Source organism: Streptomyces sp. CRN 30, from assembly GCF_034105845.1.
Genome location: NZ_JAVRHI010000506.1, coordinates 43,248 through 69,675, shown reverse-complemented (window position 1 = coordinate 69,675; position 26,428 = coordinate 43,248). Strand labels below are relative to the sequence as shown.

Here is a 26,428-nt window from a genome sequence, read left to right as displayed (position 1 = left end):
CGAGCCAGAAAGCCGGAGTCCCAGTGCAGCAGCCACAGCAGAAGCAGAACGAGTTCGGCGCCTTCCTGCGGGCTCACCGCTCCCGCACCGAACCCGGTGACGTGGGCTTCCCCGCCGGCGGAGGCAGCCGGCGGGTCAAGGGGCTGCGGCGCGAGGAGGTCGCCGTCCTCGCGGGCGTGAGCGCCGACTACTACGCACGCCTGGAGCAGGGGCGGGAGCGCAACCCCTCGCCGCAGGTCGTGGACGCGGTGGGCCGGGCGATGCGGCTGACACTCGACGAGCGCACGCACCTCTTCCGGCTGGCCGGTCTGCACCCGGCGCTGACCTCGGCGGGCAGCCGCGAGACGGTCCACCCGGCCCTGCTGCGGATGCTGGACGCCTTCCCCTCGGCCGCCGCCTACGTGCTCAGCCCGTCCTTCGACGTCCTGGCGAAGAACACCGCCGCCACCGCGCTGCTCGCCCCCTTCGAGGGGATGTCCAACATGGTGCGCGTCCTGTTCCTGCATCCCCGCGCGCGCGAGGTCTTCGTCGAGTGGGACATCGTGACGCGGGCGACGGTCGACGCGCTGCGACTGCAGGCCGGCCGCTTCCCCGACGACCCCGGCATCTCGGCCGTGGTGACCGAACTACACGAGCTGTCACCGGAGTTCGTCCGTCTGTGGCAGGACCGGACGGTAGGGAGCCTGGCGCGCGCGTACAAGATCTTCGAACTGCCCGAGGTGGGCCGCATCGAGCTGACGTACCAGAGTTTCGACGTCCATGACGCCCCGGGCCAGCAGCTGCTGGTGGGCGTGGCCCAGCCCGGGAGTGCCGGCGCGGCCGCCGTCGAGATGTTGTGTGAGCGCGTCCGTCGCACCAAGGTGAGTCCCTGAGGCATGTCCGTGCCGATCGGTCCTGGGTGTGCGGCACCCAGGCAGCCACGTCCTTCCTGAGACAGTGGCACGGGACGAGGGTGAAGGTGTTCCCCGGCCGCCCGGACGGGTGAACACCGCACCCACGAAGGGCAGTTCCGCATGTTCACTTGCCATGGTCCCCACAGCGCGAGCGCGCGCACGACCGAGAAGCTGATCGGTGCCTGAGAGCTCATGTCCGTCCACACCGGCAGTGATGTCGACACATCCGCGGAACCGACGGTAGGCGGGCAGCTCTCCGCCGTGCGCGTACCGCGCTTCGCCGCCCTGGCCACCGCCGCGATCCTGGCCACCCAGCTCATGCTGCAACTCGATGCCCAGGTGGTGACCGTCGCCCTCCCTCAGCTCCAACGGGATCTCGGCTTCTCCGCCGCCGGCCTGTCCTGGGTACCCAACGCCTACGCCCTCGCCTTCGGCGGACTCATGCTGCTCGGCGGCAGACTCGGTGATGTCCTCGGCCGGGTGAGGGTGTTCGGGCTCGGTACGGCGCTCTTCGCGCTGGCGTCACTGGCCGCCGGTCTCGCACCCGACGCGACGGTCATGATCGTGGCGCGGGTGGTCCAGGGCATGGGCGCGGCGGTCGCGGCACCGAGCATCCTGTCCCTGCTCACCGCCGTCGCCCGGGACGAACGCGCCCGCGGCCGCAACCTGGCCCTGTTCACGGCGGCCTCGTCCGTCGGCGCGTCCTTCGGACTGATCCTCGGCGGAGCCCTGACCGCGTTCTTCTCCTGGCGATGGGGCCTGCTGATCAACCTGCCGATCGGCGCCGTCGTCGTCACCCTCGTCCACCGGCTGGTCGAGGAGGACCGACCCGCCGGCGGCACGGTGGACGGAGCAGGGGCGATCACCGCGACACTGGGGTCACTGGGCCTCGTGTACGGCTTCGTGCACGCCGCGGAAGCGGGCTGGGCCACCGTACAGACGTGGCTCACCTTCGCCCTGGCCGCCGCTCTCCTCGCCGTGTTCATCGGGGTCGAACGACGCGCGACGCTCCCTCTGCTCGACCTGTCACTGCTCCGCCACCGCAAGCGCGCCACCGCGCTGGGCGCGATGGGACTCATCGTCGGTGTCCACTTCTCCCTGCTGTTCCTGCTGGTGCAGTACTACCAACGAGAGCTGCGCATGAGCCCCCTGGTGGCGGGCCTCGCCTTCCTTCCCCTCACCGGCACGATCCTGGCCGTCACCCACTTCGTACCGCCGGCCGTCCGCCGGTTCGGGGCGGGCAGGCTGCTGGTCCTCGGCACCGCACTGGTCGGCGTCAGCTTCGGCTGGTTCGCCGCGTTGAACGGATCCAGCACGTACGCCCGTGACGTCCTGGGCCCCCTGCTGGTCCACAGCGTCGGAGTCGCCCTCGTGTTCACCCCCGGGACGGTGCTGGTCCTGGAGGGAGTGCCCGCCCGGCACAGCGGATCGATCTCCGGTCTCCTGCAGATGGTGCAGCAGGTGGGCGGCTCGCTCGGCATCGCCGTCATCGTCGCGGTCCACGCGAGCGGCGGCGGCGAACCGGACGCCTTCCTGCCCGGCCTGCCGAGGGCCTTCCTCGCGGCGGCCGTGCTCGCCGCCGTGGCCGTACTCGTCGCCCTCACCGGTCTCATCGGTTTCATCGGTCTCATCGGTCTCACCACCCGGCACCGGCACACGGATTCCGAGTCGGCCGCCTGAGCACCCGCCTCCTCTTCCTCTTCCCCTCGCGAGATCGTGCTGGTGACCTGGGCCTGAGGCGGCATCGCGGCCTTGCTGCCCACGACGCGGCAGTAGGGCTCGGGGCACATCGTCACCGTCGCCTCGACCTCCGCGTCCCTGCCCGCCCCCGGCATCGTCGTACGCACGCCCCCATCCCTTCCACATCCAAGGACAACCACCCATGTCTCTGACCTCCTACCGCACCCTCGGCCGCTCGGGTCTGCGCGTGAGCCCGCTGGCCTTCGGCGCGATGAACTTCGACGACGGCAGCTGGGGCTCGGGCCCCGACACCTCGTTCGCCCTGCTCGACCACTACCTGGACGCCGGCGGCAACTTCATCGACACCGCCAACATGTACAACGGCGGCGCGTCCGAGGAGACCCTGGGCCGTTACTTCGCCGAGCGCCCCGGGCGCCGGGACGGTGTCGTCCTGGCCACCAAGTTCGGCGGCAACATGGCCCCGTCCGACCCGAACTCCGGCGGCGCGGGCCGCAAGGCGATCCGCGCCCAGCTCGACGCGTCCCTGCGCAGGCTGGGGACCGACCACGTCGACCTGTACTGGATGCACCAGTGGGATCGGCACACCCCCGTCGAGGAGACGCTCTCCACCCTCACCGACCTGGTACGGGCCGGGAAGATCCACGCGATCGGCCTGTCCAACGTCCCCGCCTGGTGGGTCGCCCAGGCCGCCACCCTCGCCTCGCTGCGTGACTTCGAACCCGTCGCGGCGTTGCAGGTCGAGTACTCCCTGCTGGCCCGCAGCGTGGAGGGGGAGACCTTCGGCGTGGCCCGGCAGTTCGGGCTGGGCGTCACCCCGTGGAGCCCGCTGGCGAGCGGGGCGCTGTCGGGCAAGTACTCCCGCACCGTCACCGAGGTCCCCGGCTCGGGCCGTACCGCCTACGCCGCCCCGCACCTGACCGAGTCCACCTTCGTACTCCTCGACGCCCTGGGCCGTATCGCCGAGGAACTGGACACCACGGTCGCCGCGGTGGCCCTGGCCTGGGTGCGGCAGCGCACCGAGGTCACCTCCACGCTCGTCGGCGCCCGCACCCACGGACAGCTCGTCGCCAACCTCGCCTCCCTGGCCGTCACACTCCCGGACCAGCGGATCACCGAACTCGACACGCTCACCGCGCCGACGCTGGACTACCCCTACTACCTGATCGACGACATGGTGGGGTTCCAGCAGGGCGACACCACCATCAACGGCGTGGAGGCGCGGGCGTTCGTGCGCTGACCGGCCCCGCCGACCGTCGCGTCCCACCGATCCCACCGATCCCACCGGAGACACCGGTCCCATCGGTCCCATCGGTCCCACCGGAGACACCGGAGAGGAGTCCCGATGCGCATGCGGGTACCGGTCCCACCGCCCGGGACTTCCGTACCGGCCCCACCGCCCGTGACGCCTCTCCGGACCGGCTTCGGTGAGGCCCGTGACAACGCGCTCGGTGACTTCCTCCGCGTCCGCCGTTCCGGGCTCACGCCGGCCGAGGCCGGTCTGCCCGCACGGAACGGCGGACGCAGGACGCCGGGCCTGTGCCGCGAGGAGGTGGCCGTCCTCACCGGCATCAGCGTCGGCTACTACAGCCGCCTGGAACAGGGCCGGGCCCGCCACCCCTCGGTGACCGTCGCCGAGGCGCTGGCCCGGGGACTGCGACTGGACCCCGGCACCCGCCGGCAGCTGTACCACCTGGCCGGGCTCAACCCCGGATTGGCTCCGTACGCGACGAACGCCCAGGCGCACCCCCGGCTGCGACGGCTGCTGGAACAGGCCGGCCCCACCGTCGCCTTCATCCTCAGCCCCTGCCTCGACCTTCTCGCGGCCAACGCACCAGCCCGAGCAGTGCTGTCCCCGCTCGGCAAGGACCCCAATCCGCTCAGAGCGCTCTTCGCCCGGCCACCTTCTTCCGCCTATTTCACCGACCGGGAGTCTGTCGCCCACGCCTGTCTCGCCGCTCTGCGAGCGAGCGCCACGGACCACCCCGACGACCCCGGCATCAGGGACCTGATCGATGAACTCAGCTGTCAGTCAACGGACTTCGTCGCCATGTGGCAGCGGGCGGAGAGCGCCGGTCCGCACGGTGAGTGCGCGACGACGGTGATCCACCCCGCGACCGGTCGCCTCACCCTCACCTTCCGGTCGATCGGCGAGCCCGCCGTCCCTGGGCAACGCCTGATCATCGGGGTACCGGCACCGGGAAGCCGCGACGCCGAGGCCCTCACGTTTCTCACGGCGATGACGGTGCCGGCTTGAGCAGCCCGGCACCGTCGGCGCGTCGGCCGCCTCGCGCAGACCGTGGAACACCCGGTCGACCCACGGTGCGAAAGCCCAAGGCGACCACACGACTCGTCGCTTCCCTTCACACGGCGACGACGCCCGGGTCGCCCGTGGTCCACGAGGTGTGGAGCACACGGCGGCCGATGCGCCAGCCGTCCTCGGTCCGGACGAAGAGATCCGTGTACGTGCCACCGGTGTGGTAGTGGCCGCCGCCCCGGTGATGGTGAGCGATCACCTGTGTACGCGTGCGCACGCCGCCCTCGACGGGCTCGATCCAGATGGCGCCGAGGAAGTGCTGGGTCGCGTCGAGTGTTCGCATCAAGCCTCCGACGGCCTTCGCGATGGCGTCCGCGCCGCCGGCCAGCACGCCGGTGAACGCCTCTCCGCCCGGAATGTAGGGCTCGAAGGAGTTCTCAAGCTCGGCGTCCTCGGTGAACGCGTCCGCGAGCAGCTCGAAACGACGGCCGTCCAGCGCCGCCACATATCCGAGGAGCACCGACCTGATCTCGGCCTCGTCACGGGCGTCGGTCTGCTCCATGGGCTGTGCCATTTTTCCTTCTCCTGTGCTTGCTGTCGTCGAGTCGGCGCGGGAACAGCACGTCGTTGGCGTGCTGCGTGTCGATGTATTCGTCCACCCGGGAAATTCGCCCCCCGCGCAGGGCGACGTGAGAGACGGGTGATGCTCGGATCGGCTCCGTCGGGAACCGCGTCACCGATGATCACCATCGTGCGGCCCGGTCGAGAACGGAAGAAGGGCCGGATGCACCTGGGCGGTATTTCCTGGGAACGGCGGTCCCGGAAACAGGGTGTGGCGCACCCACCTTGACGGGTACCGTCCGCGAACACACGGCCTTTACCCTCCCCCTATGGACCACAGCTCCGACAACCGGATGGGCGATTTCCTGCGCACGCAGCGCGCACGGCTGACCCCGGAACGAGTGGGACTGCCCGCCACCGGACCCCGGCGCGTACGGGGACTGCGCCGCGAAGAGGTCGCGGTTCTCGCCGGCGTGAGCGCCGACTACTACGCGCGTATGGAGCAGGGCCGTGAACGGACACCGTCGGCCCAGGTGACCGAGGCGATCAGTGCGGCCCTGCACCTGGGCCCCGAGGGACGGGAGCACCTGTTCCGCCTCGCCCGCCTGTCACCGTCCACGTTGCGCGCCGACAGTGAGGTGAGCGTCGAACTGCGGCAGACCATCGACGCGTTCGCCCACTCCGCGGCGCTCGTGACGAACGCCGCGTCCCGCGTACTGGCCGCCAACGCGACGGCCTCGGCGCTCTTCGCCCCGATGAGCGCACACCCCACCATGACGGACGCGCTCTTCCTCGACGACGACGCCCGCCGGTTCCACGTCGACTGGGACAACGCGGCGCGTGCCGAGGTGTGCACCCTGCGCCTGGCCATGAGCTACTCGCCACCGCATCCCGAGGTTCTCGCGGTGGTCGACCGCCTGCTGGAGGCAAGCGCCCCCTTCCGCGCCCTGTGGAACGACGAAGGCATCACGGGCGCCCCGACCACCTCACGCGTCATCGAGCATCCGGCGGTCGGGCTGCTCCGGCTCGCGCATCAGCGGTTCGACGTCCGAGGCGCCACTGGCCTGGAACTTCTGGTGCTCTCCGCGACTCCGGGCTCACAGAGCGCGGAGGCCCTCGCACGGCTCTCGGGGCAGAGCGGCTACGGCAGGTCGATCGACGTCACGTTCGCGGATCTCACCCGTCGCCTCGAAGCCGGCGCACCACGAGTCCTGTCGCACGGTGGTACGGCCGACGACGCCTGAGGAGGCCGCCCCGCACCGCATATGACCTGGCCGGACCGCGGGTGACGTTCCCGCGCCCTGACGTTCCTGCGCCCTGACGGTCCCGCGCCCTGACGGTCGCAGTGCAACGTCCGCGCGGTGGAGGACTCTCGATACCGCCATCGTCGGTCACCGTACGACGGGACGGCTCGTGCTCGGTGCGGTGATCGTCGCGCTGTCGGGTGCCATGCTGCCGGCCGGTGTCGCGTTCGCGGTGGCGGCGCCGGACATCCGATCGAATGCCGAGAGTCCGCAGAGGATGTTCTCCGGACTCCCCACTGCGGAGGACGAACGACAGCCGTGGCGCGAACGCACCGAACGCATCACACGCCCGGCGACGAAATCCCCCAACGCCTGGTTCCCGTGAGCCCGTTGCCCGGTAGCGTGAGTACTCGACCGGCCCGGTGCGGCCGGGCCAGGCGGGACAGGGGGAGGTCTCAGGGATGGCGGGCGAATCCTCGGTTCAGGGCGGTGGGCTGTCGCGGCGCGGTCTGCTCGCGTCGTCGGCCGTCGCGGGCGGCGCGGTGTGGCTGCTGCGCGGACTGGTCCGGCCGGACGGCGCCTACGCCGCCGACGCACCCCCGGCACCGCCGGGTTTCCCGGCCGGGCCCGACCTCTACCGACGCGTCTACGAGAACTGGGCCGGCGAGATCCACACCGACGAGTTGTGGACCTGCGTCCCGCGCCACCCCCAGGACGTGCTCGACATCGTCAACTGGGCGCACGGCGCGGGCTGGACGGTCCGCGCCCAAGGCAAACGGCACGGCTGGGCCCCGCTCACGGTGGCCGACGGCACGCCCGCCGCGACCCAGGTCGTCCTGCTGGACACCACCGCGCACCTCACCGCCATGTCGCTGGAGCGGCGGGCCTCCGACGGTTCGGCGGAGGTCCGGGTCCAGTCCGGAGCCACCCTGGAGGACCTGCTCGCGTTCGCCGGCGAGGCCGGTCACGGCGTCACCGCCGCGCCGGCGCCCGGACAACTGTCGGTCGGCGGCGCGCTCGCCATCGGCGCGCACGGTACGGCCGTCCCCGCCGTCGGCGAGAACCCGCCGCCCGGCCACGGCTACGGCTCACTGAGCAACCTGGTCACGGAAGTGACCGCGGTCGTCTGGGACGAGGGAAGCCGGCGTTACGTCCTGCGGACCGTCGGCCGGGCGGAAGCCGACTGCGACGCACTCCTCACCCACCTCGGCCGTTCGCTCGTCGTCGAGGCCGTCCTGCGCATGGGCGCCGACCAGAACCTGCGGTGCCGGTCCCTGCTGGACATCCCGGCCGCCGAACTGTTCGCCGCCCCCGGAGACGCGGCCGGGAAGCGGACCCTGGCCGGGTTCGTCGACCGGACCGGCCGGGCGGAGGCCATCTGGTTCGCCTTCACCGACAAGCCGTGGCTGAAGGTCTGGAGCGTCACTCCGCGCCGGCCGCTGGGCTCGCGCGCGGTCGACGAGCCGTACAACTACCCGTTCTCCGACTCCCTCCCCGAGCCGGTGGCCCGGCTCGCCGGGGCCCTGGTCTCCGGGGCCTGGGCGAGTGCCCCGCTCTTCGGCCAGGTGCAGTACCTGCTGGCCAAGGTCGCACTGACCGGCGACATCACCGACGTCCTGCTCTCCGACGACCTCGTACGGGACGTGCTGACCGCCGACGTCCTCACCCATCTGCTGGCGGGCGGGCTACGGTCGGACCTGTGGGGCGCCTCCCGCAACCTGCTGGAGTACATCCGGCCCACCACACTGCGCGAGACAGCCAACGGCTATGCCGTCCTCGTCCGCCGCGCCGACCTGCAATGGGTGGTCAGCAGGTTCGCCGACTTCTACCGCGCGCTGCTCGCCGAGTACGCGGCTCGCGGCGAGTACCCGGTCAACGGCCAGGTGGAGATCCGCGTGACCGGCCTGGAGGACCCGTCCGTGTGCGGCGTACCGGGCGCGCGGCCACCGCTGCTGTCCGCCCTGCGACCGCGCCCCGACCGGCCGGACGCCGACACCGCCGTGTGGATCGACATCCTCTCCCTGCCGACCACACCCGCCCTGCACCGCTTCTACCGGGAGATCGAGCAGTTCCTGTTCGCGCTGGACGGGGACAGGGCGACGGTCCGGGTGGAGTGGTCCAAGGGCTGGGCCTACACCGAGAGCTCCGCGTGGTCCGACCCGGACGTCCTCGCCCGCACCGTACCCGCCGCCCTGCGCGCGGGAGGCGGCCCCGGCTGGGACGAGGCCGTCGCGACCCTGGAGCGGCTCGATCCCCACCACGTGATGTCCAGCCCCTTCCTCGACAACCTGCTGCGCTGATCCACGAGCGGTGCCGGGCCCGCGCGCCGGCATACCACCGACGACACCGAAGCCGACGCCGATCCACCCGGCGAGGGCGGGCACCTGGTGCTCGCCTCGGCGCCACCTGGGAGAGCGTGCCGCCGCACGACCACTCAGGGCTGCCCGAGCCGTCTCGGGGCTTCGCCCGCGCCCCTTGACCGCGGTTCGCCCGCCTCCACGTAGGCCGGGGCGTGGCCTTCGGCGAGTGAGCAGGGCGACCCACCTCCGTGACCGTCTCCCGCCCCTCGCCCCGCGAGACCGCGCCCAGTACGGTGCGCCGCTCCTGCGACACCGCGCCCGGTACGGTGCGCCGCCCCTGACAACCGGCCGAAGCCGGTCCAGCCGGCCGTGGTGTCCGGGGACGGGGTGAGTGATCCGTCAGCTGCCGCGGGCGGAGTCCGCCGCGGCGAGCATGTCACCGTTCACGCCTCCACCGGCCGGGGCACCGGTCTCCGGGGCGTCGCGGAAGCGGCCTGGAGAAATCCCGTACTCCCGGCGGAAGGCGGCGCCGAAGGCGAACTCGGTCGAGTACCCGAGTTCGCGCGCGACGGCCGCCAACGGCGCGTCGCTCTCGCGGAGCAGCCTGGCCGCCCGGGACAGCCGCACCCCGGCCAGGTAGTCCCGGGGCGGCTTGCCGAGCGCCCGGGTGAAGTGGCGGGTGAAGGCGGTGCGCGACATGCCGACGGCGGCGCTCAGTTCGGAGACGCTCCAGGACTCGTACGGGGCGCTGTGAATGTGCCGCAACGCGGACGCGATCACCGGATCGGCGACGTACGGGCCCTCGACGGTGCCGTTGTCCCGCAGCCACTGGCGCACCACGTGCACCAGCAGCAGGTCCACCAGCGCCGAGCGGGCCGCGTCCGCACCGGGTCCCGGTGCGGACAGGTCGGCGACGAGCAGCTCGGCCAGTGACGTCGTCCAGGAGGCGCCCTTCTCGGGCGAGGTGACGACGATGCCCGGCAGCGTGGCCAGGTAGTCGTGCGCCCTGCCACGCCGCAGGTGGTAGGCGCCGCAGAGGAACTCGAAGTCGGCGAACCCGGAGTACGGGCCTGGCGCGTCCGTGCTCGCGGGCGGCAGTTCGCGCAGCGCGCACGGTGTGTGACTCAGCCCGTGCCGCGCGCCGGCCGCGACGAGCACGACATCACCCGGGCGCAGAGCGCGCGGCGGCGCGTCCTCCGTGATGAGCCAGCCCCGGCCCCGCAGCACGACGTGGAAGCCACTGCCGGTGAACTCGTCGTACCGCATGCCCCAGGAGCCTGTCTCCGTGACCCGGCGGGCGTAGGACCGACCGGTCCGGATGCTGCCGATCGCGTCGCTGAGGAAGTCCACGCGCCGAGGCTAACAGCCCGCCCGCGCACCGGATCGTATGCCTGCGCGTCAACGCAGTATGTCCGTGCGCCTGCCGCGAGGGTTGACTTTCCGCATGATGAGCAACTCCCCGGTGAACGAATACGGCCAGGTCCTGCTGGCCGAAGCGGCGGACACCGAACGGCACGGCCGTCTGACGGCGGCGAGCGTCACCGCTCTGCGGGACAGCGGGTCTCTGGCCCTGCGCACACCGATCGAGTACGGCGGACCGTGGTCCGACGCGTCGACGGTCGTCCGCCGTCTGAGCGAGCTGGGACGCGTATGTCCGTCGGCCGCGTGGACCGCCGGTACCTGCGCCACGTCCAAGACCATGGTCGCCCTGCGCCACGACACCCCCGCCCGCAAGGAGTTCTTCGCCGACCCGGAGGCCCTCGCCTGCGGCTCCGGACTCCCGACCGGCCGCGGAGTCCGTGAGACGGAAGGGATACGCGTCACGGGCCAGTGGGACAACGTCTCCGGCTGCGAGTCCGCGGAGTGGGCGAACGTGGCCCTGATGGTCGACGGCGCCTATCACCTCGCGGCCATCCCCCTCGTGGACCTGACCATCGAGCGGAACTGGCACATGGCGGGCATGCGCGGCACGGGCAGTCAACGCCTCGTCGCCGACGGACTTCTGGTCCCCGCCCACCGGGTCACGCCCAGTGGCCCGCCCCAGCCGCAGGAGCAACTGTTCTTCGGACTGTGTCTGCTGGCCCCGGTCGTGGGCGCGGCGCAGGGCGCGCTGGACGTGGTGCGGGACATGTTCCGGTCCGACCGCAGACCCTTCATGACGAGCTACACGCGCATGGGCGACTCACCCGGTGCCCGGCACTGGCTGGCCGACGCCTCGCTCCTGGTCGACCGGGCCGGCCGGACCGCGCTCACCATCGCCCGGGACAGCGCGCGGGACGACCTCACCGACCTCGACCGCGCCCACCTGCGGGCGAACATGGCCGGCGCTGCCAAGGACTGCCGGGACGCCGTGGAACTCATGCTCGACCTGCACGGCGCCGCCGGTTTCCGCGAGACCAACTCCCTCCAGCGCTACTGGCGCGACATCGCGGTGGGCAGCCGCCACCCCGCGTTCAGCGCCTACCTCACCACCGAAAGCCTCGGCGCCGCCCTGATTCCCTGACGCACACACTCGTCGCTGAGACGCCCCGTTGTGGCACAAGCGGCACCAGGCCGTGCTGACGTCACGCTCCCGTCACGGGGCCGCTGGTGGCGGGGTCAGGCACAAGCTGGTCCTCCGATGCCCGCACCCGGACGACGGGGGTGCTCCGGACGACGGGGGTGCTCCCGCTTGCGGGGAAGTGGGGTGGACGGGCGGCGTCATCGAGAAGCCGGGACGAGGACCTGGTCACGGTGCTGGAGCAGGACGAGGAGGGCGTCACCGCAGCGTGGGCCGGGCGGCCGAGCCCTTGGAGGACAAGGCCGACGCGGCCGGCTGCCCGCCGTCGAGCCAGGCCGACGCCAGCGACATCACCACCACGGAGTCGGGCCGGGTCCGGCCGGCCGGACCGCAGTTCCTCGCCGACCGCCACCGTACCGCTCGGGCCGACCACCCCTTACTCGATCAGCGGGTGACGGAGATCGCGAAAGGTGCGAATCCGCTGGATCGGATCACGTGGGGCACGAACAGGACCGCGGCCTCGGTGGCCCGCGCGGTCTCGATCCCGCCGAGGTCCGTGACCCACTCCTGCGGCCAGCCGACGTCGGCGAGCAGTCCTCGTACGACCTGCTTGGCCTCCTGGTCCGCGCCGGAGAGGAAGGCGGTCGGTGGCTGGGTGAGCGCGGCGGGCGCGGTCATCACCGTGTACAGCATCGTGTTGAGCGTCTTGACGACGCGTGTGTCGGGGAGAGCCTCCTGCAACTGCTCCGCGAGGCTTGAGCCCGGATACAGCAGGTCGGCCGGCAGTCCGTCCGGTCCGTCCACGGTGGCGTTGGAGACGTCTACCAGGATCTTGCCCCGCAGTTCCTGGCGGAGCGCGGTGAGCCGCTCCAGCGAGCCGGCGCCCGGAGTGGCGTTGATGACGACGTGGGCTGTCCGGACGGCGTCGGAGGCAGAGCCCGGTGAGCGGTTCGCCACGGACACCTCGTGCCCGGCCCGGGTGAGGGCCTGCGCGAGGCCGCCGCCGACGCGGCCGCTTCCGAGAACGGCGATCAGGGTCATGTCGAAAGGGTCCTTCCGGTGGTGCGGTGCTTGCGGTTGTCGCGGGAGTCAGTGGTAGTCAGAGGGAATCAGGAGGAATCAGCGGGAATCAGCGGGAGAGCGTGGTGACGGCTTCGGCGTGCACACCTGGCGCGGCGGCCAGGAAGCTCTCGCTCTCCGGAGTCCAGGGACGGCCCTCGGCATCGGATATCCGCCCGCCGGCCTCGGCGACGAGCAGCGCCCCGGGAAGCAGGTCCGCGCGGGCCCCGGCGAACTGCCAGAAGGCGTCGATCCGGCCCGCGGCCACGTTCAGCAGGTGGAGGGTGGCGGGCACGGAGGTCCGCACCACGAGCGCGTCGAGGAGCATCGCGGTGATCGAGGAGCCGATGCGCCGCACGACCTCCTCGTTCTCGTCCGGTCTGGCCTGGCTGGTGGCCACGAGGCTCAGGCCGAGGTCCGTGGTCCCGGACACATGCAGCGGGCGGCCGTCGAGCCGGGCGCCGGCGCCGGCGAGAGCGGTGTAGGTCTCTCCGGTCAACGGCAGGTGAACCGCGGTGAAGACCGGCTGGCTGTCGCGGACGAGAGTGGCGGTCACCGCCCACTCCGGCAGAGCGTGCAGATGGTTGACATTGCCTTCGGCCGGGTCCAGGACCCACCACTCGCCGGCGGGCAGGGCCCCGCCCGCGAGTTCGTCCTCCACGAAGCGGGCGTCCGGGCGCAGGAGGGTGAGACGGGGGCGAAGGACGGCGAGAGCCGCGTCGTCGTTGGCGGCGAGCGCGCGCATCAGCTCTTCGCGAGTCTGGTGGGGGACCGTCTCGCCGAACCGCTCCCGCAGCGCCGAAGCCGCCGCGCGCACGACGATCACGGTCTGCGCCAGCAGGTCGGCGTCGGACGCGGAATCAGTGGTCACAGGAGTACCGGTGGTCACAGCGGTGCCGGTGGCCCGTATCGGCTCGGGCATGGCGGTGCTCCCGTCTGAGAGGGGTGTGATGAGGCGGACCGGACGAGGACCGTGTCCCTCGTGTCCGCACCTCGAAGGTAGAAGGACCCACCCTTAACCACAAGTGCATGTGAATCACGCCTAGCATGACTCACATGCAACTGGACCTGAACCTGCTCGCCGCGCTCGACGCGCTTCTGGAGGAAGGCAGCGTGGCCGGAGCCGCCGCACGTCTTCACGTCACCGCCCCCGCGATGAGTCGCAGCCTCGGCCGGATCCGGCGCACGACGGGAGATCAGATCCTGGTGCGCACCGGGCGCACGATGACCCCGACGCCGTACGCGATCGCCGTCCAAGCGCAGGTGCACGAATTGCTGCACCAGGTCCAGGGCGTCCTGGCGCCGAGCCGCGACCTCGACCTGACCACGCTCGAACGCACCTTCACACTCCGCTGGCACGACGCACTCGTGGCCCTCGGCGGTCCCGTGCTTCTCGCGGCCGTCCGTGAGCAGGCGCCGGGCGTGCGTCTGCGTTTCGTCGCGGAATCGAGCATCGACACTCCCGGTCTGCGTCGCGGTGAGGTCGACCTGGAGGCGAACGCGAACCGCCCGACCGCGCCTGACGTCCGCGCCGATCGAGTGACCGAGAGCCGGCACGTCGTCGTCGTACGGCGGGGCCACCCGCTCACCCGGGCCGAGGCTGTCACCGCCCCGCGATACGCCGCGGCCGAGCACATCACCGTCTCCCGGCGCGGACGGCTCGGCAACACCCTCGACGACGCTCTCGCACGGCTCGGCCTCACCCGACGGGTAGTGGCGTCCGCACCCACCGAGAAGACCGCGTTCGAGTTCGTGCGCGGCTCCGATCTCCTCGTCACCGCCCCCGAAGCGACGACACGCGCGACGGCCGAGGATCTCGGTCTGGCTCTGCTCCCACTGCCGTTCGAACTGCCCCCGGTCACGGTGTACCTGTCATGGCATCAGCGCTATGACACCGACCCCGCACACATCTGGCTGCGCGATCTGGCCCGGACCGCTTTGATGCCCCCGATGTGACCGGTGGACGGAAGAGAGACGCGTGACAGCCGCCGTACGCGTCAGGGCCGTCACTCCACAGCGGAGCGTCAAGCGGCGTGTGACGCTCGGAGCGCCGTCGGCGAGGCGCTCACCCTCGTCCAGCTCGAAGGCCCCGACCGGGTAAGTTCCGCTGCCGAAGCGCTGGAACGCTGTCTGGACGTGAGCGTCTCCCCGGGCCGGTACGGGAGTGCGCATCGAGACTTGCTCGATGCCGCGCGTACCGCCCTCGGCTCAGCGTGATCATCGCCCCGACACGAGCGGCATCCGCTGCGGGTTGCTCTCGTTGTGCTCACCCACCCCCACGGAATCGCCCATTACCTCTGTCGTGGAGCCCCGCGAGCAAGCGGGATGTCAAGGGCGTTCAGCGATCCGGGCGCGGGGGCTGCCCGCAGCGCTAGGGTTCTCGGAACGTACGAAATGGCATGCCGCTGAGTAGAGGGACGAACGCGTCATGGGGCAGGGGGCACGGGAGCGACTGGCGGAGCTGTTGGACAGCTCGGAGCGGCGCGGGGACTTCTGCACACGTGTCGAGATGCCCGCCCGCGCGCTGCGCGCCACGGTCGACGGCGTCGGTGACCTGCCGCTCCCCGTACGTGCCCCGGTCACCAGGAAGCTGATCGCCCAGGCCCGGCAGGCCCGCTTCGGCCGAGGGGAGCGGACCCTGTCCGACACTGGCGTGCGTGACACCTGGGAGATCACTGCGGACCGGTTCACCCTGGGCGGCCCCGACTGGTAGCGCACGCTGAGCGGTGTCCTCGACCAGGTCCGCACCGCACTGGGCCTGCCGCCCACCACCGTCCTGCGGGCCGAACCGCACGCGCTGCTCGTCTACGGCAAGGGCCAGTTCTTCCTGCCGCACCAGGACTCCGAGAAGGACGACTCCATGGTGGGCAGCCTCATCGTCTCGCTGCCCTCGCACCACACCGGCGGAGAACTCGTCGTCGAACACGCCGGCCGCTCCGTCACGTCCAAGGCGTCGAGGGAACGGCTGGCCTTCACCGCCTTCTACGCGGACTGCCGCCACGAGGTCAAGCCCGTCACCTCCGGTTACCGCATCACCCTCGCCATGAACCTGCTCGCCGAGCCTGTTCGTCGGGTCGGCGAAGCCGGCGGCGGCCCGGTGGCGGACCTGGCCCGGTGCGTGACCGAGCACTTCACCCGGCCCGCCGAGGACCGCTACGGCTACGGCTACGGCCGCACCGAGCCCGAGCCGCCGGGCCGGCTCGTCTACCTCCTGAACCACGAGTACACCCAGCGCAGCCTGGACTGGGGCCGTCTCAAGGGCGTCGACGCCACCCGCGCCGGCCTGCTGCGCCAGGCCGCCGGACAGGCCGGCTGCGAAGCGGTCCTCGCCCTCGCGGAGGTGAAGGAGACCTGGGACGCCCAACCGCCCTACAGCGCTTACGACTCCTACGACGAGGTCGAGCACTTCGACGACTGCGAGGACGAGGAGTGCGGAGGCGAGTGCCTTCTCGACCCCGACGGCGAACCCGGCGCCGAACGCCGCCGCAGCGGTGACTTCTCCCACTACGAGCTCACCGACCTGATCGACGACGAGATCACCCTCGGCTGGTGGACCCGCCCCGACAACGCCGGAGGTGAGCCGATCTCGCTGCCCGTCCCGTACGCCGAGGTGTGCGCCACCACCGCGAACAAGGACCTCAAGCCCTACCGGTCCGAGTACGAGGGCTACATGGGCAACTACGGCAACACCTTGGACCGCTGGTACCGGCGGGCCGCGGTGGTGCTCTGGCCCCGGCAGCACTCTTTCGCGGCACGTGCCGAAGCAGGCTCCGCGCAAGCCCTGCGGGAACTCCAGGAGCACCTGGACGCCGGGGAGCCGGAGTCGGCGCGCACGCTCGCCCGGTCGCTCGCGCCGGTCTGGAACCATCACGGTGCGGGCCCGGCGGCAGCCGATCTCTTCGCCGCGGCTCTGGGTGTCGCGGCGGGAGTGGAGGAAGCGGACACCGCCGCGATGCTCCTCGCCCCCTTCGGCGTGGAGACCCTGGACGAGCGGCACGCCTCCGGTCTCGCACAAGCGGCCGCACGGTACGGGCGGACGTGGGCACGCGGGGTCGTCGACAGCTGGTTCGGCCCGGTCGGTGCCTTCACCGGGGCCGACCGGGACGCCTGGCTCGAAACCCTGCCCGGCCTCAGTGCCGCGCTACGGAGTACGGACGGTGACGGAGACGCGGTGGCCACACCACTGGCCGAGGGGGCCTGGCGCGCGTTCGAGCAGCAGCTCACCGGCCGGCTCGGCATCGGCCGGGACGAGGAGCGCCGGGCGGCCATGGAACGGCTCGGCACCCCGCTGGCCCACATCCTGCGCGCGGCCGGTCCCGAGACCGCGGAAATGATCACTACCGCTCTACGCAGCCGACCGGACCGTGTACTGGAATGCCTGCTCCCGTCCCTGCGTACCGCGGCCCGCCGACCGGCCGGCATCCGCGACGACACCCCGGCTGCCCGCGCCTTCCAGTCCCTCGCCGGCCACTGCACACTCCGGCTGACCGCTGCCCTGGCCCGCCCCGTCCGGGCGGCGGACGACTGGTCCCTCACCCCGGACCGCGGCTGCCCCTTCGACTGCGAACTCTGCCCCGGCCTGGACGACTTCCTCACCTCCCGCACCCGCCGGACCATGGAGTGGCCGCTCGCCAAGGACAAGCGCCGCCACCTCCACCGCCGCATCGACCTCGCCGGCCTGCCCGTCTCCCACACCACACGACGTCAGGGACGCCCCTACACCCTCGTACTCACCAAAACGGACGCGGTGTTCACCCGGGAGCAGACGGCCCGCTCCCGCGCCGAGACCGACCTGACCTGGCTCCGGGACAAGTGGCCCAGGCCATGCGGCTGAGAACGCACCGGCCCGCTCCTCGACCCCCTCATCGACCACTTGGCCGGCGCTCTGGGCGAACCGGCGGAGGCCCTCACCTCCCTGGACCGGCCGGCCACAGCCACGGGCCAGGACGTCGACGACGTCCGGCTCGCTGTCGCGGAGCTCGTGAGATCCGGCGACGCCCGTGTCCAGCGCGGCGAGGAACCGGCCGACGCGGAGCGCCTGGCGGCCCACCGCCGCTTCCGCCCGGTCATGGGCCGGGAACACTTCCACGACAACCGCATCCAGGTCAGCCGCGGTGACTGAGACCGCGCACGCCACCGCGGGGACCAGCGACACGCGCCTGATCGTGCTCCGCGGCAACAGCGCCTCGGGCAAGTCCTCGGTCGCGGCCGCCCTGCGCGAGAAGTTCGGCCGCAACCTCGCCATCGTCGCCCAGGACAACCTGCGCCGCATCGTGCTGCGCGAACGCGACCGGCCCGGCGGCGCCAACATCGGCCTGATCGACCTCACCGCCCGCTACGCCCTCGACAACGGCTTCCACGTCGTCATCGAAGGCATCCTGTACGCCGACCGCTACGCCACGATGCTCCAGGACCTGGTCCGCGCCCACCGGGGCGTCACACGGTGCTACTACCTCCACGTGCCCTTCGCAGAGACGGTGCTCCGCCACGCGACGAAACCAGATGCCGAGTACCTCGCGCACGTCAACGAGGGCCACCTGCGCGACTGGTACCGAGAGAGGGACCTGCTCCCCAGCGGTCTGGAGACCGTCATCGGCGCCGCCAGCACCCTGGACGACACGGTCCGACAGATCCTCTCCGAGACCGGCCTGGACGGCATTGCCCCGATCGACCGCTAAGAACTTTCGACGGAATGCGCTCGAAAGTCGGTGCGCGGCATGTGTCCGGAACCTCGTGAGTGCCGACAGAGCCACTCGACTAATCGACCGTGGCCGCGCTCGGGTTGGCGTGCCGGTCGGGGAGGTCGGGTTCAGTTCGCGGTCGAGTCCTTGGTCAGCGCGTCCATGAAGAGGTCGACGAGCGGACGAGCTTGCTCTTTGGTTCCGTGCTGCACGGAATAGGCGATGCCACCCATGAGGAGCAGGACATCGTCCGGGACGACGTCCGTTCGCAGGCTTCCGTCTCGAGCGCCGGCCGCGAGAAGGGCGGCGACAGCGTCGGTGAGGAGTGCGCGGCTGTCGGAGTATGGATCGATACCGGAGGCGATGACCGCGTTGAGGGCTTCGGACATCCCGCTCTTCGCCGTGGCGTAGCGGATGAAGTGTTCCATCCACATGCGTGTGGCCTCGGCGGCCGGGTGCTGTGCGAGCAGTTCCTTCACCTCGGTACATACCTGGGTGAGTTGGCGCCGGTAAGCGGCGTCGATGAGGACTTCCCGAGTCGGGAAGTGCCGGTAGAGCGTGCCGACACCGACGCCCGCCTGCTTGGCGATGGCGGCAGGCGCGGTGTCCAGCCCCTGCTCGGCGAAGGCCTGCGCGGCGACCTCCAGCAGGCGCTCTCGGTTCTGCAGCGCGTCACTCCTGGTGCGGCGGGGCGTGGCGGGCATGCGGGTTCCTTGGGTGTCGGTTTCCAGTTGCTTTCCGGAATCCGTTCCGCTTAACTCTAAACGGAACGGATTCCGGTAGCACCCTACTTCAGGAGCCCCCGTGCCCACTCCCTCCGACAAGACCTCACGTCACTGGTTCGTCACCGGAGCCTCCGGGGGGCTGGGCCGCCATCTCACCGAGCACGCCCTCCGGAACGGCGACCGTGTTACGGCGACGGTCCGCCGCCCGGCAGCTCTGTCAGACCTGCGCGAGACGTACGGCGACCGGCTGACTGTCGAGATTCTCGACCTCACGCGGCCGGCCGACGTGGACGAGGTGGTCGGCAGGACTTCCCGGTCCGGGCCGGTGGACATCGTGGTCAACAATGCCGGATACGCGGTTGTGGGCGCCGCCGAGGAGATGACCGTCGAGCAGATGCGCGACCAGATCGAGGTCCTCCTGCTCGCGCCGATGGTGATCACCCGTGCCTTCCTGCAGCCGATGCGTGAGCAGGGCGGTGGCCGGATCATCCAGATCTCCAGCGTGGGCGGTCAGGTCGGCATCCCCACTCACAGCTGCTATCACGCGGGCAAGTGGGGGCTGGAGGGCTTCACCGAGAGCGTCAGCCGCGAGGTCTCCGACTTCAACATTCACCTCACGCTGGTCGAGCCCGGCGCCACCCGCACCGGTTTCGCTTCGGCCTTGCGTTACACCACCGAAACGGCCGTCTACCGCGACAATGCCGTCGGCCGGACCCGGCACTACCTGGAGACCGCAGATGAGAGCGTCTTCACCGGCGACCCGGCCAAGCTCGCCGCTGCCATTTACGACACCACCCGCCGCCCGCGCCCGCCACTGCGCCTGACTCTCGGATCCGACACCTACAGCGCAATCCACGCGGCACTCACCGAACGTCTCACCGCGCTCGAGACTCAGAAGGATCTCGCTGAATCTGTCGCCTTCACCCACTGATCCGCACGACCGGCGCGACACGTCAGGCTTCTCGCCGCCATCACGGCCCTACGCATCTCGGCGACTTCGACGTCCGGAAGTCCGGCACGTCGTCTCGGCCGGCGCTCCCACGCGATCGCATCAGGCGTCGCCAGCAGATGAGTGCGCATCCGAGAGTGAGGAACCACTGGGCCTCTTCCGACCTGACGGGTGGCTGGACCGGCGCCCCCGGCGACGGGCGTGGAGAAAGCGCCTGGCGGACAAGGCGTACCAGGGTGCGAGCCCCGCCATACGCGTCCCGTTCCGGGGCAGGAACCCGCGCTGCTGGTGCCGACGCCACACCCGGGACCACGCCAAGATCCGCAGCCTCGGCGAACGCGCCATGGCCACCCTCAAGAACTGGCGGCTCCTGCGACAGTTCCGCTGCGGCACCACCCGTATCACCGCCATAGTCCGAGCCGTCGTCGCCCTTGAACCCGCCAATCGATCAGGAAGGGCAACCCTCAGTGCCGGGCGTCCCCCGCCGGATTTCAGATCCTGGCCGGAAAGGTGCGTGCCAGGTAATTCTTCTTGGCTGGCAGTGGTGCGGGGACCGCGTGCGTCTGGTGGTGCGTGCCGGCGCTTCGCCGGAGGGTTCCGCGGCCGTCAGCGGGAGGGGTGTCCCGCGGCATCCGCACCGGAAGGGTTCGCCGTCGAGTGCGGTCGCATCGGCCAGTCGCGCCGTCCCGGCCACGGTTTCCGGGAGCCGCAACGGCACCGTGGGCTCGGCCGGCATGGTGGAGCAGCCGGACTTCGTCCCGGCAGGGGTCTGATGCCGGAGGCCGGCCAGAACGGCAGTGGCCGTGCGCCCCCGGCAGCGTCTTGCATGACGCGACCGGCCGCGTCCCGTTGGCTGTACCTCACTTGTACCAGCGCGGGTTCAGGGTGGTGGAGGGCGGGGTGTGGTAGGCGTCGCGGTAGAGGGCGGCGAAACGGCCGGGGTGGGCGAAGCCCCAGCGTGCGGCGATCCGGGTGACGGTGGAGGTGCGCGGGTCGGCCGCGAGGAGGTCGTGGTGGGCGGCGGCCAGGCGCACGCGGCGCAGGTGGGCGAGCGGGGTGGTGTCCAGGTGGCGGCGGAAGGCGTACTGGATGGCGCGTGGTGTGACGCTGGCCGCTGCCGCGATCTGTGTCAGGCCGATGTCCTGGTCGGCGTGCGCTTCGATGAACGCCACCGCGCGGCGGACCGTCTCCGGGGTCGCGTCGGCACCGTCCACCCGCACAGGGGCGGGGTCGCTGGTGAGGGTGGTGGCGAAGACGGCGAGGGCGGTGTGGGCGAGGAGCCGGGTGGCGTTGGCGACCAGCAGCGTGCTCGCCGCCGTGGCGGGGCTGTGCAGGACGGAGACTACGTAGGAGCTGACACCGCGCCACAGCTGTGCCGTGTGCGCGTCGACAGGGGTGGGGCTGAGGACCTGCCAGGGCGGGCCGGCCCGCTCGGGCGGGAGTGCGGCGGCCTGGGCCAGGACGGGTGCGGGCAGGGAGAGGGTGTGGCCGCGCACGTTCTCGCTGACGCTGCGGAAGGCGAGTCCGGGACCGGTGACCGCGGCCACATCACCGGCCCTGTACCGCGTCGTGTCGCCGCGGGCGTAGAACTCCACGGTGCCCGCGTCGAACACCTCGACGGTCAACGCGTCGGCGGGGTCCACCTGGACGGACAACTCAGGTTCCAGGCCGACCCGGGTGGAGACCAGCGATCCGGCCGTGACCTGTTCGAGCGAGACGATCGGACCCCGGCTGCCGGGGCCGACCATCCGCAGATGCGGTGCCTGATGGTAGACCTGCTCGATGAACTCGCGGGCCGTATCCGGTTCTGTCGTCTTGAAGACCACCGGTGCACTCACCACGTCCACCACAGCCTCCGATCGGCCGCTCCGGCGCGGTGCCGCCGGAAGACCCCCATGTGTGAAGCTACACACTCCGCACGCCGCCGTGCGAGATTCCGCTGACCGGCACAGCCGCCGGCGCGCGGCGCGCTATGGCGGCCGGTCCCCGGCGGGCGACTGCCGGCGTCGACCGGCCGTTCCCTCTCTCTGACGACGTGGAGGGAACGTCAGAGGGATGACAGGACGAGGCCGCCCGGTGTCGGTGCGGTGGCCGCAGCGGACACACCCACCGGGTGACGTGCCTCTCCGGCCGGTCCTCCCGGCGCGGGAGACTTCAGCCCCGCATCCCACCCCGCGGCCTTTCGCTTTCTGGCCCGGATCGTCCCGCACTCTTCGTCGCGGCGTACAGACCGGGGCCGTTGCCCGCCAGGAGACTGGTCCGCGTGAAGGCACTCGGGCAGGGCGGGAACGCCGTCGCCCACGCCCTGAGGCCGTGGCCGCAGCCCACCACGGCCGGGGTGGTGCGGACCCCGGCGCCTTCGTACAGTGCACCGCGCGCCCGGACCCCGCGGGCGGTGCACCCCGACGCCCGGCGACGTGATCATGGCCGGCGACTGCGCAGCGCCGATCGGTGTGCCTCCGGGTGAGGACATGGCCGAAGAAGGCGTCGCTCGCGAGTCGTGTCCGCGGACGGCCCAGTCCGGCGCGAAGAACACGGCTGGCCCGGCCGGGCAGGGCAACCCCTGGCTCAAGGGAGGACTCGGCGAGACCGCGAACGCAGCCTCCCGCACCGATACCTTCCTCGGCGCCCGGTACCGCCGCATCGTCAAACGCCCCGGTCACGCCAGAGCTCCGGTCGCCGTCGCCTACTCAGGCCGAGCTGAGTACCCGTCCGCTGGTCGGTGGGGGCCGGGGCGGAAACGCTGGGGTCATGCCTCAAAAACTGTTGAATCTCGTTCGCCGGTCGTCGCCCCTCGTCGTGGCGGCCGTGATGGCAGCTGCGGCGTGGGCCGCCTGGCTGGGCTGGGACCAGCACCGTGACGTGCGGCCCGACGGCACGACGACCGGGCCGTACGAGGCGTGGCAGGTGATCGGGCTGGTGCTGACCCTGCTGGCGCCGGTCTACTGGGCGGCGTCCCGGCACCACCTCGTGGGCGCCGTGCTCGGCACCACGGCCGGGCTGGCGATCGCCGCCTTCTGCGACTGGTCGGACGACGCCAGCGGCCTCTTCATGGTCGGCGTGGGGCTGGTCACGGTGGGGAGCCTGGCCGGGACGTCCGCCGCGTCCTTCCTGATCTCCTCCCTGACGACCCGGGGCGCACGGCCGAACGGCGGCACGTGACGGACCGGGCCCGATGACGGGACGCCGCCCTTTCCCGTCCGGGGGCAACCGGCCGCCGCGCACGGCAGCGGGGACCGCACACCCCGCAGGTCGATCAGCCGTCCGGCCAGTGGGCTGACGACGGCCGCGGCCAGCGTACGGGCGGTCACCACGCGGCCTGCCGCGGTGTCGTTGACCCGGCCTGCCCCGGATCACCTCCACCACAGGAGAGATCACCGTACCGGCCATGACCCCCGGGGTGGAGGTGAGCAGCAGCGCGACGAGCGTGCCCGCCCGACCGGACCCCTCCGGCTCCGCCGGCCCGCCGTCCGGCGGGCCGGCCGCCGACGTGTCCGCCGCCTCCCCGGAGAGCGGCGTCGCAGCCCCGCTCATGACGTGGCGGGGGAGCGGTCCGCCCCGGGCGGATGTGGTCGGTGGAAGCGCGGTCGGGCGGACGGTCCAAGTGAGGTATCCCGATATGTGATGGATGCCGGACGGGAGGACGGTCGGCCGACCGACAGGACGACCTTTCCCCTGCCGTGGCCCGACTCGACGTCGCGGTGGGCCGCGCCAACGTCCTCCAGGGGGTAGGTGGCACGCACATGGATGCGCGGCGCCCCTCGCACATGAAGCGACACCGACGCGTCCGGTCGCTTCGCGGAGCGTCGGCTGCCGATGCAGCGCGCACCGAGCTGCTCGTACGCCTCGACGCGGGCGTCGTCGGCGTTCGTCGGGGGCGCGGCCTACGGGCTGTGCCGGTCGTCGCGGAGGAGAGCGGCGAGTTCCTCGGCCAGGCGGTGGCGGTCGAAGCCCCGTCCCTGAAGGTCCCAGGCGGCGGAGTCGACCTCCCAGCCCGCTCTGGGCACGGCCAGGTCGGCGGCTTCGAGGGCGGCCGCGGGCCGGGCGCCGGCGGTCTGCTCCAGCGCGCGGAGCGCGGTCAGCGCCCGGTCCAGGGAGATCCGGGCCTGCTGCCAGCGGCCCCACGCCTTCACGGTCGACCCGGCGTCGGCGCGCGCGGTGCCGGATTCCGGTGTGTCCTCGGCTCCGGGGTCGAGACCGGCGACGGCCCGTAGCCGGGCGCGCAGGGCGTCGGCCATGGACATGCGCGCCGAGGCGCGGCGGGGCGCGGCGGGGGGCGGCGGGCGCGGCGGGGGGCGGCGGGTGAGGCCGGGGCTGGGGTCTCCTCCGTGACGGAGTCCTCCGCGGTGGACTCTTCCGCGGTGGACTCTTCTGCGGTGGGCCCGGCGGGGGAGCGGCGGGTTCCGTGCCGTGCGGGGCGGTCTCCGGTACGAGGTCGTCGGGACCGGTGCCCAGGGCGCGCAGTTCGGCCGCCGCGGCGTCGACGGCGTCCAGGGCGTCGGACCAGGTCTGCGCCGCCGCGCCCCAGCCCTGCCGCTGCGCGGCGTCGGCGGGCGCGGCGGTCAGCGCGTCCATCACCTCGCGGGCCGCCGCCAGGCCGGTCTGCGCGGCCTGCCAGCGCCGCACGGCGGCATCGGGCGTCCGCTCCCGCCGCGCCTCGCCGGCGGTGGCCTCGAACACCGCCCGGTCTCCCAGCGGCCCGGACGGGCGCCACTCGGCGGCACCGTACCGGGCCGAGACACGGACCAGGTCGTCGTACTCCTCACCCAGTCGGACGGGGTCCAGGTTGAGGGATCGCAGGGTCTGCTCGGGCTGATCGACCCGGTCGGGGGCCTCGCCCAGGGCCGCCGCGGCGCGCAGCCATTCCGGGGGAAGCGCCGCGGCGGACCCGGACGCCCTCCGGTTGAAGGCGTCCAGGACCGACCGGGCCGCCGCCAGCCGCTGCTGGGCCGAGTCGTACGCCTCCCAGGCGGCCCGGACCCGGCGCCGTCCGTCGGCGTCCCGGGGGTCCACATGCTCGGTCAGCGCCAGGTGCCAGGTGTCGGCCGTCTCCAACCGGGCGGTGAAGTCGCGCAGGTGCTCGCACTGCAACTCGACCGTGTTCACCGGGTAGGCGGTGAACTCGTGGCTGCCGTGGTGGCCGGGGCCGAACAGGTCGGTCAGCAGGCTCACGAGGCGGGGGTAGTGCTTGGCACCCACCGGTTGCCGTTGCTGAGGCGCAGGCCGGTGAACGGGTCCTGGCCCACGTTCGCGCCCATCCAGGAGCTGACGAGGGTGGCGAAGAACTCGTACTCGTTCTCGGCGGAGCAGTTGTGCTCCCCCGCCGTCCGGCCGGGGCCGGTGACGGCGTAGCGGGGGCCGTTGGGTCAGCGGGACGGCAGCTGCCACGCCGGCGCGTAAGGGTTCATCCGGCGGCGGTCCGCCTTGAGTGCCTTGTCGAACGCGGCGGTGACCAGTGCCCGCTGCCGGGGCCCGAGCACGGAGTGGACGAGGTGAGCCATCTCGTGGACGGTGGTCCCGAAGCCGTCGTCGAACGCCACCTCGCCGTCCCGGGTCCGGCCGCCGACGACCAGATCCTCGTTGAGCATCACCACCAGAGGATGCCCGTCGGACGCGGAGCCGTGGTCCAGCGTGCCCGTGCCCCACCGCGGCGGAGAGTGGTCCCGCGCGGCGTCGCGGTCGATCCGCGGTATCACCACCAGGCGGGTGCCGCGTCGCAGCAGCTCCGCTGTGACGGAGGGGTTGTGCAGCATCCGGGCGGCGCCCTGTGCCATCTCGTACGCCGTGGCCAGCGGCGCCTCGGCGGTGGCCGGGACGTCCACCGTCAGGACGGCGGTGACCTCCACGGACTCGGGCGGGTCCAGCGTGGCCTGGAACGCGTCGACGGTCACCGGGTCGGCGGCGACCCAGCGCCGCTGTTCCGGGGCCGGCCCCGCGATGGGGGCGAGCCGGTCGGTGTGCGCGAGGCCGAGCAACTGCCCCCGTGCCGCGGCCGGGTCGTCCGGCATCCGCATCGGCTAGGTCATGCGGCGTGCCTCCATGCCGCGCGGGTCGGCCAGCGCGGCCTGCCGGGCGGTGGACTCGTCGAGGCGCACCACCGCGCCGGACACACCCCGGCCCTGGACGCCGGTCCGGTGCGGGGGCCACACCTTGAAGTTCACCCGCGTCGGGAGGACCCTCAGCTGGTGCAGGGCATCCGTGACGGTGTCCCTCAGGTACTGCACGACGGCGGATCCGCGTACGGTGGCCGTCGCCGGGTCCCCGGTCATCCGCACCTCGACCACGGGCATCACGTCGGCGCCTTGGCCACGCCAGTTGGCCAGCGCGTACGCCAGCGGCCACGCGGCGTTCAGCGGGGTCTCCCGGGCGGCGTCGTCGAGTGTGGTGTCGGCACCGCGGAACGTGATGCCGACGGGGTCGAATCCCGACCGGTAGGTGTCTGCGGCGGACGGCGGCTGCCCCTGCGCCGCCGCATGGGTACTCGTACTCGTACTGTCTCGCCGTCGGCGTCCTCGACCGAGTCGGTCAAGGTGACGCGGGTGGTGTGGATGTCGCCGACGG

Annotated in this window: 26 protein-coding genes and 1 pseudogene; 17 read left to right on the top strand and 10 right to left on the bottom strand. The window is 72.0% G+C overall.

Annotated elements, in window-relative coordinates:
• Window positions 1–23: 23 nt before the first annotated feature.
• The 4 genes from UW392_RS57720 to UW392_RS57705 all read left to right on the top strand — a co-directional run bounded on the left by UW392_RS57720 (window position 24) and on the right by UW392_RS57705 (window position 4,848).
• A complete protein-coding gene (locus UW392_RS57720; RefSeq protein ID WP_320783508.1) occupies window positions 24–872 on the top strand; it encodes a helix-turn-helix transcriptional regulator in 849 nt (282 codons plus the stop codon).
• 213 nt (window positions 873–1,085) lie between these two features.
• A complete protein-coding gene (locus UW392_RS57715) occupies window positions 1,086–2,573 on the top strand; it encodes an MFS transporter (RefSeq protein ID WP_320783507.1) in 1,488 nt (495 codons plus the stop codon).
• 202 nt (window positions 2,574–2,775) lie between these two features.
• Complete coding sequence (locus UW392_RS57710) at window positions 2,776–3,831, top strand: aldo/keto reductase (protein ID WP_320783506.1); 1,056 nt, start codon at window positions 2,776–2,778, stop codon at window positions 3,829–3,831.
• Between the two features lie 162 nt (window positions 3,832–3,993).
• Entirely contained in the window at window positions 3,994–4,848 is an 855-nt protein-coding gene (locus UW392_RS57705; RefSeq protein ID WP_320783505.1) for a helix-turn-helix transcriptional regulator, read from the top strand.
• 106 nt (window positions 4,849–4,954) lie between these two features.
• Here the strand turns inward: UW392_RS57705 and UW392_RS57700 are convergent, their stop codons facing one another.
• Window positions 4,955–5,422: a nuclear transport factor 2 family protein gene (locus UW392_RS57700; RefSeq protein WP_320783504.1), complete on the bottom strand. Its 468-nt coding sequence runs from the start codon at window positions 5,420–5,422 to the stop codon at window positions 4,955–4,957.
• Window positions 5,423–5,738: 316 nt separating this feature from the next.
• On the opposite strand from UW392_RS57700, the gene UW392_RS57695 reads away from it, so the two are divergent.
• From UW392_RS57695 to UW392_RS57685, 3 genes are all read left to right on the top strand, one after another.
• On the top strand, window positions 5,739–6,653 hold the full coding sequence (locus UW392_RS57695) for a helix-turn-helix transcriptional regulator (RefSeq protein ID WP_320783503.1): 915 nt from the start codon (window positions 5,739–5,741) through the stop codon (window positions 6,651–6,653).
• Window positions 6,654–6,834: 181 nt separating this feature from the next.
• Window positions 6,835–7,038, top strand: a complete 204-nt coding sequence (locus UW392_RS57690; RefSeq protein ID WP_320783502.1) for a hypothetical protein — start codon at window positions 6,835–6,837, stop codon at window positions 7,036–7,038.
• 76 nt (window positions 7,039–7,114) lie between these two features.
• The gene (locus tag UW392_RS57685) at window positions 7,115–8,953 is read left to right on the top strand and encodes a cholesterol oxidase substrate-binding domain-containing protein (protein ID WP_320783501.1); all 1,839 of its coding nucleotides are present in this window, start codon (window positions 7,115–7,117) and stop codon (window positions 8,951–8,953) included.
• Between the two features lie 399 nt (window positions 8,954–9,352).
• Here UW392_RS57685 and UW392_RS57680 read toward each other — a convergent pair whose 3' ends face one another.
• Window positions 9,353–10,303, bottom strand: a complete 951-nt coding sequence (locus tag UW392_RS57680) for an AraC family transcriptional regulator (protein WP_320783500.1) — start codon at window positions 10,301–10,303, stop codon at window positions 9,353–9,355.
• 94 nt (window positions 10,304–10,397) lie between these two features.
• Between UW392_RS57680 and UW392_RS57675 the strand changes: the two genes are divergently transcribed.
• Window positions 10,398–11,456, top strand: coding sequence for an acyl-CoA dehydrogenase family protein (locus tag UW392_RS57675; RefSeq protein WP_320783499.1), 1,059 nt, complete (start codon window positions 10,398–10,400; stop codon window positions 11,454–11,456).
• Window positions 11,457–11,897: 441 nt separating this feature from the next.
• Here the strand turns inward: UW392_RS57675 and UW392_RS57670 are convergent, their stop codons facing one another.
• Both UW392_RS57670 and UW392_RS57665 read right to left on the bottom strand, forming a co-directional pair.
• Window positions 11,898–12,494 (bottom strand): NADPH-dependent F420 reductase, encoded by a 597-nt coding sequence (locus UW392_RS57670; RefSeq protein WP_320783498.1) that lies wholly within the window; start codon window positions 12,492–12,494, stop codon window positions 11,898–11,900.
• Window positions 12,495–12,582: 88 nt separating this feature from the next.
• Entirely contained in the window at window positions 12,583–13,434 is an 852-nt protein-coding gene (locus UW392_RS57665; protein ID WP_320783497.1) for an inositol monophosphatase family protein, read from the bottom strand.
• 134 nt (window positions 13,435–13,568) lie between these two features.
• On the opposite strand from UW392_RS57665, the gene UW392_RS57660 reads away from it, so the two are divergent.
• From UW392_RS57660 to UW392_RS57640, 5 genes and pseudogenes are all read left to right on the top strand, one after another.
• Window positions 13,569–14,468 (top strand): LysR family transcriptional regulator, encoded by a 900-nt coding sequence (locus tag UW392_RS57660; RefSeq protein WP_320783496.1) that lies wholly within the window; start codon window positions 13,569–13,571, stop codon window positions 14,466–14,468.
• A gap of 472 nt (window positions 14,469–14,940) precedes the next feature.
• On the top strand, window positions 14,941–15,225 hold the full coding sequence (locus tag UW392_RS57655) for a hypothetical protein (protein ID WP_320783495.1): 285 nt from the start codon (window positions 14,941–14,943) through the stop codon (window positions 15,223–15,225).
• A 6-nt stretch (window positions 15,226–15,231) separates the two neighbouring features.
• The gene (locus tag UW392_RS57650) at window positions 15,232–17,346 is read left to right on the top strand and encodes a 2OG-Fe(II) oxygenase (RefSeq protein ID WP_320783600.1); all 2,115 of its coding nucleotides are present in this window, start codon (window positions 15,232–15,234) and stop codon (window positions 17,344–17,346) included.
• An 18-nt stretch (window positions 17,347–17,364) separates the two neighbouring features.
• Window positions 17,365–17,634 (top strand): annotated as a pseudogene (locus UW392_RS57645) (DUF6042 family protein); the annotation flags it as partial.
• Window positions 17,627–18,190, top strand: a complete 564-nt coding sequence (locus UW392_RS57640; protein ID WP_320783494.1) for an AAA family ATPase — start codon at window positions 17,627–17,629, stop codon at window positions 18,188–18,190. The pseudogene UW392_RS57645 and the gene UW392_RS57640, both read left to right, overlap by 8 nt.
• 131 nt (window positions 18,191–18,321) lie before the next feature.
• Here the strand turns inward: UW392_RS57640 and UW392_RS57635 are convergent, their stop codons facing one another.
• Window positions 18,322–18,897 (bottom strand): TetR/AcrR family transcriptional regulator, encoded by a 576-nt coding sequence (locus UW392_RS57635; protein WP_320783493.1) that lies wholly within the window; start codon window positions 18,895–18,897, stop codon window positions 18,322–18,324.
• Between the two features lie 100 nt (window positions 18,898–18,997).
• Here UW392_RS57635 and UW392_RS57630 point away from each other — a divergent pair, with 100 nt between their 5' ends.
• Both UW392_RS57630 and UW392_RS57625 read left to right on the top strand, forming a co-directional pair.
• Window positions 18,998–19,849, top strand: coding sequence for an SDR family oxidoreductase (locus tag UW392_RS57630; RefSeq protein WP_320783492.1), 852 nt, complete (start codon window positions 18,998–19,000; stop codon window positions 19,847–19,849).
• Window positions 19,818–20,843, top strand: a complete 1,026-nt coding sequence (locus UW392_RS57625) for a transposase family protein (protein WP_320783599.1) — start codon at window positions 19,818–19,820, stop codon at window positions 20,841–20,843. Before UW392_RS57630 ends, UW392_RS57625 begins: the two co-directional genes overlap by 32 nt.
• On the opposite strand, the gene UW392_RS57620 is transcribed toward UW392_RS57625, so the two are convergent.
• Entirely contained in the window at window positions 20,728–21,705 is a 978-nt protein-coding gene (locus tag UW392_RS57620; protein WP_320783491.1) for an AraC family transcriptional regulator, read from the bottom strand. The two genes, UW392_RS57625 and UW392_RS57620, sit on opposite strands and share 116 nt — an antisense overlap.
• 973 nt (window positions 21,706–22,678) lie before the next feature.
• On the opposite strand from UW392_RS57620, the gene UW392_RS57615 reads away from it, so the two are divergent.
• Entirely contained in the window at window positions 22,679–23,029 is a 351-nt protein-coding gene (locus UW392_RS57615; protein ID WP_320783490.1) for a hypothetical protein, read from the top strand.
• A gap of 368 nt (window positions 23,030–23,397) precedes the next feature.
• On the opposite strand, the gene UW392_RS57610 is transcribed toward UW392_RS57615, so the two are convergent.
• Both UW392_RS57610 and UW392_RS57605 read right to left on the bottom strand, forming a co-directional pair.
• Entirely contained in the window at window positions 23,398–23,634 is a 237-nt protein-coding gene (locus tag UW392_RS57610; RefSeq protein ID WP_320783598.1) for a zinc-binding dehydrogenase, read from the bottom strand.
• Window positions 23,635–23,751: 117 nt separating this feature from the next.
• On the bottom strand, window positions 23,752–24,111 hold the full coding sequence (locus UW392_RS57605) for a hypothetical protein (RefSeq protein WP_320783489.1): 360 nt from the start codon (window positions 24,109–24,111) through the stop codon (window positions 23,752–23,754).
• A 166-nt stretch (window positions 24,112–24,277) separates the two neighbouring features.
• On the opposite strand from UW392_RS57605, the gene UW392_RS57600 reads away from it, so the two are divergent.
• Complete coding sequence (locus UW392_RS57600) at window positions 24,278–25,219, top strand: hypothetical protein (protein ID WP_320783488.1); 942 nt, start codon at window positions 24,278–24,280, stop codon at window positions 25,217–25,219.
• 14 nt (window positions 25,220–25,233) lie between these two features.
• Here the strand turns inward: UW392_RS57600 and UW392_RS57595 are convergent, their stop codons facing one another.
• Both UW392_RS57595 and UW392_RS57590 read right to left on the bottom strand, forming a co-directional pair.
• Window positions 25,234–25,875: a hypothetical protein gene (locus UW392_RS57595; RefSeq protein WP_320783487.1), complete on the bottom strand. Its 642-nt coding sequence runs from the start codon at window positions 25,873–25,875 to the stop codon at window positions 25,234–25,236.
• Window positions 25,876–25,884: 9 nt separating this feature from the next.
• On the bottom strand, window positions 25,885–26,157 hold the full coding sequence (locus UW392_RS57590) for a hypothetical protein (protein WP_320783486.1): 273 nt from the start codon (window positions 26,155–26,157) through the stop codon (window positions 25,885–25,887).
• Window positions 26,158–26,428: the final 271 nt, after the last annotated feature.

What these genes read in the sequence shown, in the direction of transcription:
- UW392_RS57715 (WP_320783507.1), top strand. Translation starts at nt 1,086, where the DNA reads ATGTCCGTCCACACCGGCAGTGATGTCGACACATCCGCGGAACCGACG.
- UW392_RS57710 (WP_320783506.1), top strand. Translation starts at nt 2,776, where the DNA reads ATGTCTCTGACCTCCTACCGCACCCTCGGCCGCTCGGGTCTGCGCGTG.
- UW392_RS57700 (WP_320783504.1), bottom strand. Translation starts at nt 5,422, where the DNA reads ATGGCACAGCCCATGGAGCAGACCGACGCCCGTGACGAGGCCGAGATC.
- UW392_RS57695 (WP_320783503.1), top strand. Translation starts at nt 5,739, where the DNA reads ATGGACCACAGCTCCGACAACCGGATGGGCGATTTCCTGCGCACGCAG.
- UW392_RS57685 (WP_320783501.1), top strand. Translation starts at nt 7,115, where the DNA reads ATGGCGGGCGAATCCTCGGTTCAGGGCGGTGGGCTGTCGCGGCGCGGT.
- UW392_RS57675 (WP_320783499.1), top strand. Translation starts at nt 10,398, where the DNA reads ATGATGAGCAACTCCCCGGTGAACGAATACGGCCAGGTCCTGCTGGCC.
- UW392_RS57670 (WP_320783498.1), bottom strand. Translation starts at nt 12,494, where the DNA reads ATGACCCTGATCGCCGTTCTCGGAAGCGGCCGCGTCGGCGGCGGCCTC.
- UW392_RS57665 (WP_320783497.1), bottom strand. Translation starts at nt 13,434, where the DNA reads ATGCCCGAGCCGATACGGGCCACCGGCACCGCTGTGACCACCGGTACT.
- UW392_RS57660 (WP_320783496.1), top strand. Translation starts at nt 13,569, where the DNA reads ATGCAACTGGACCTGAACCTGCTCGCCGCGCTCGACGCGCTTCTGGAG.
- UW392_RS57655 (WP_320783495.1), top strand. Translation starts at nt 14,941, where the DNA reads ATGGGGCAGGGGGCACGGGAGCGACTGGCGGAGCTGTTGGACAGCTCG.
- UW392_RS57635 (WP_320783493.1), bottom strand. Translation starts at nt 18,897, where the DNA reads ATGCCCGCCACGCCCCGCCGCACCAGGAGTGACGCGCTGCAGAACCGA.
- UW392_RS57615 (WP_320783490.1), top strand. Translation starts at nt 22,679, where the DNA reads ATGGCAGCTGCGGCGTGGGCCGCCTGGCTGGGCTGGGACCAGCACCGT.
- UW392_RS57605 (WP_320783489.1), bottom strand. Translation starts at nt 24,111, where the DNA reads ATGTCCATGGCCGACGCCCTGCGCGCCCGGCTACGGGCCGTCGCCGGT.
- UW392_RS57595 (WP_320783487.1), bottom strand. Translation starts at nt 25,875, where the DNA reads ATGCCGGACGACCCGGCCGCGGCACGGGGGCAGTTGCTCGGCCTCGCG.
- UW392_RS57590 (WP_320783486.1), bottom strand. Translation starts at nt 26,157, where the DNA reads ATGCCCGTGGTCGAGGTGCGGATGACCGGGGACCCGGCGACGGCCACC.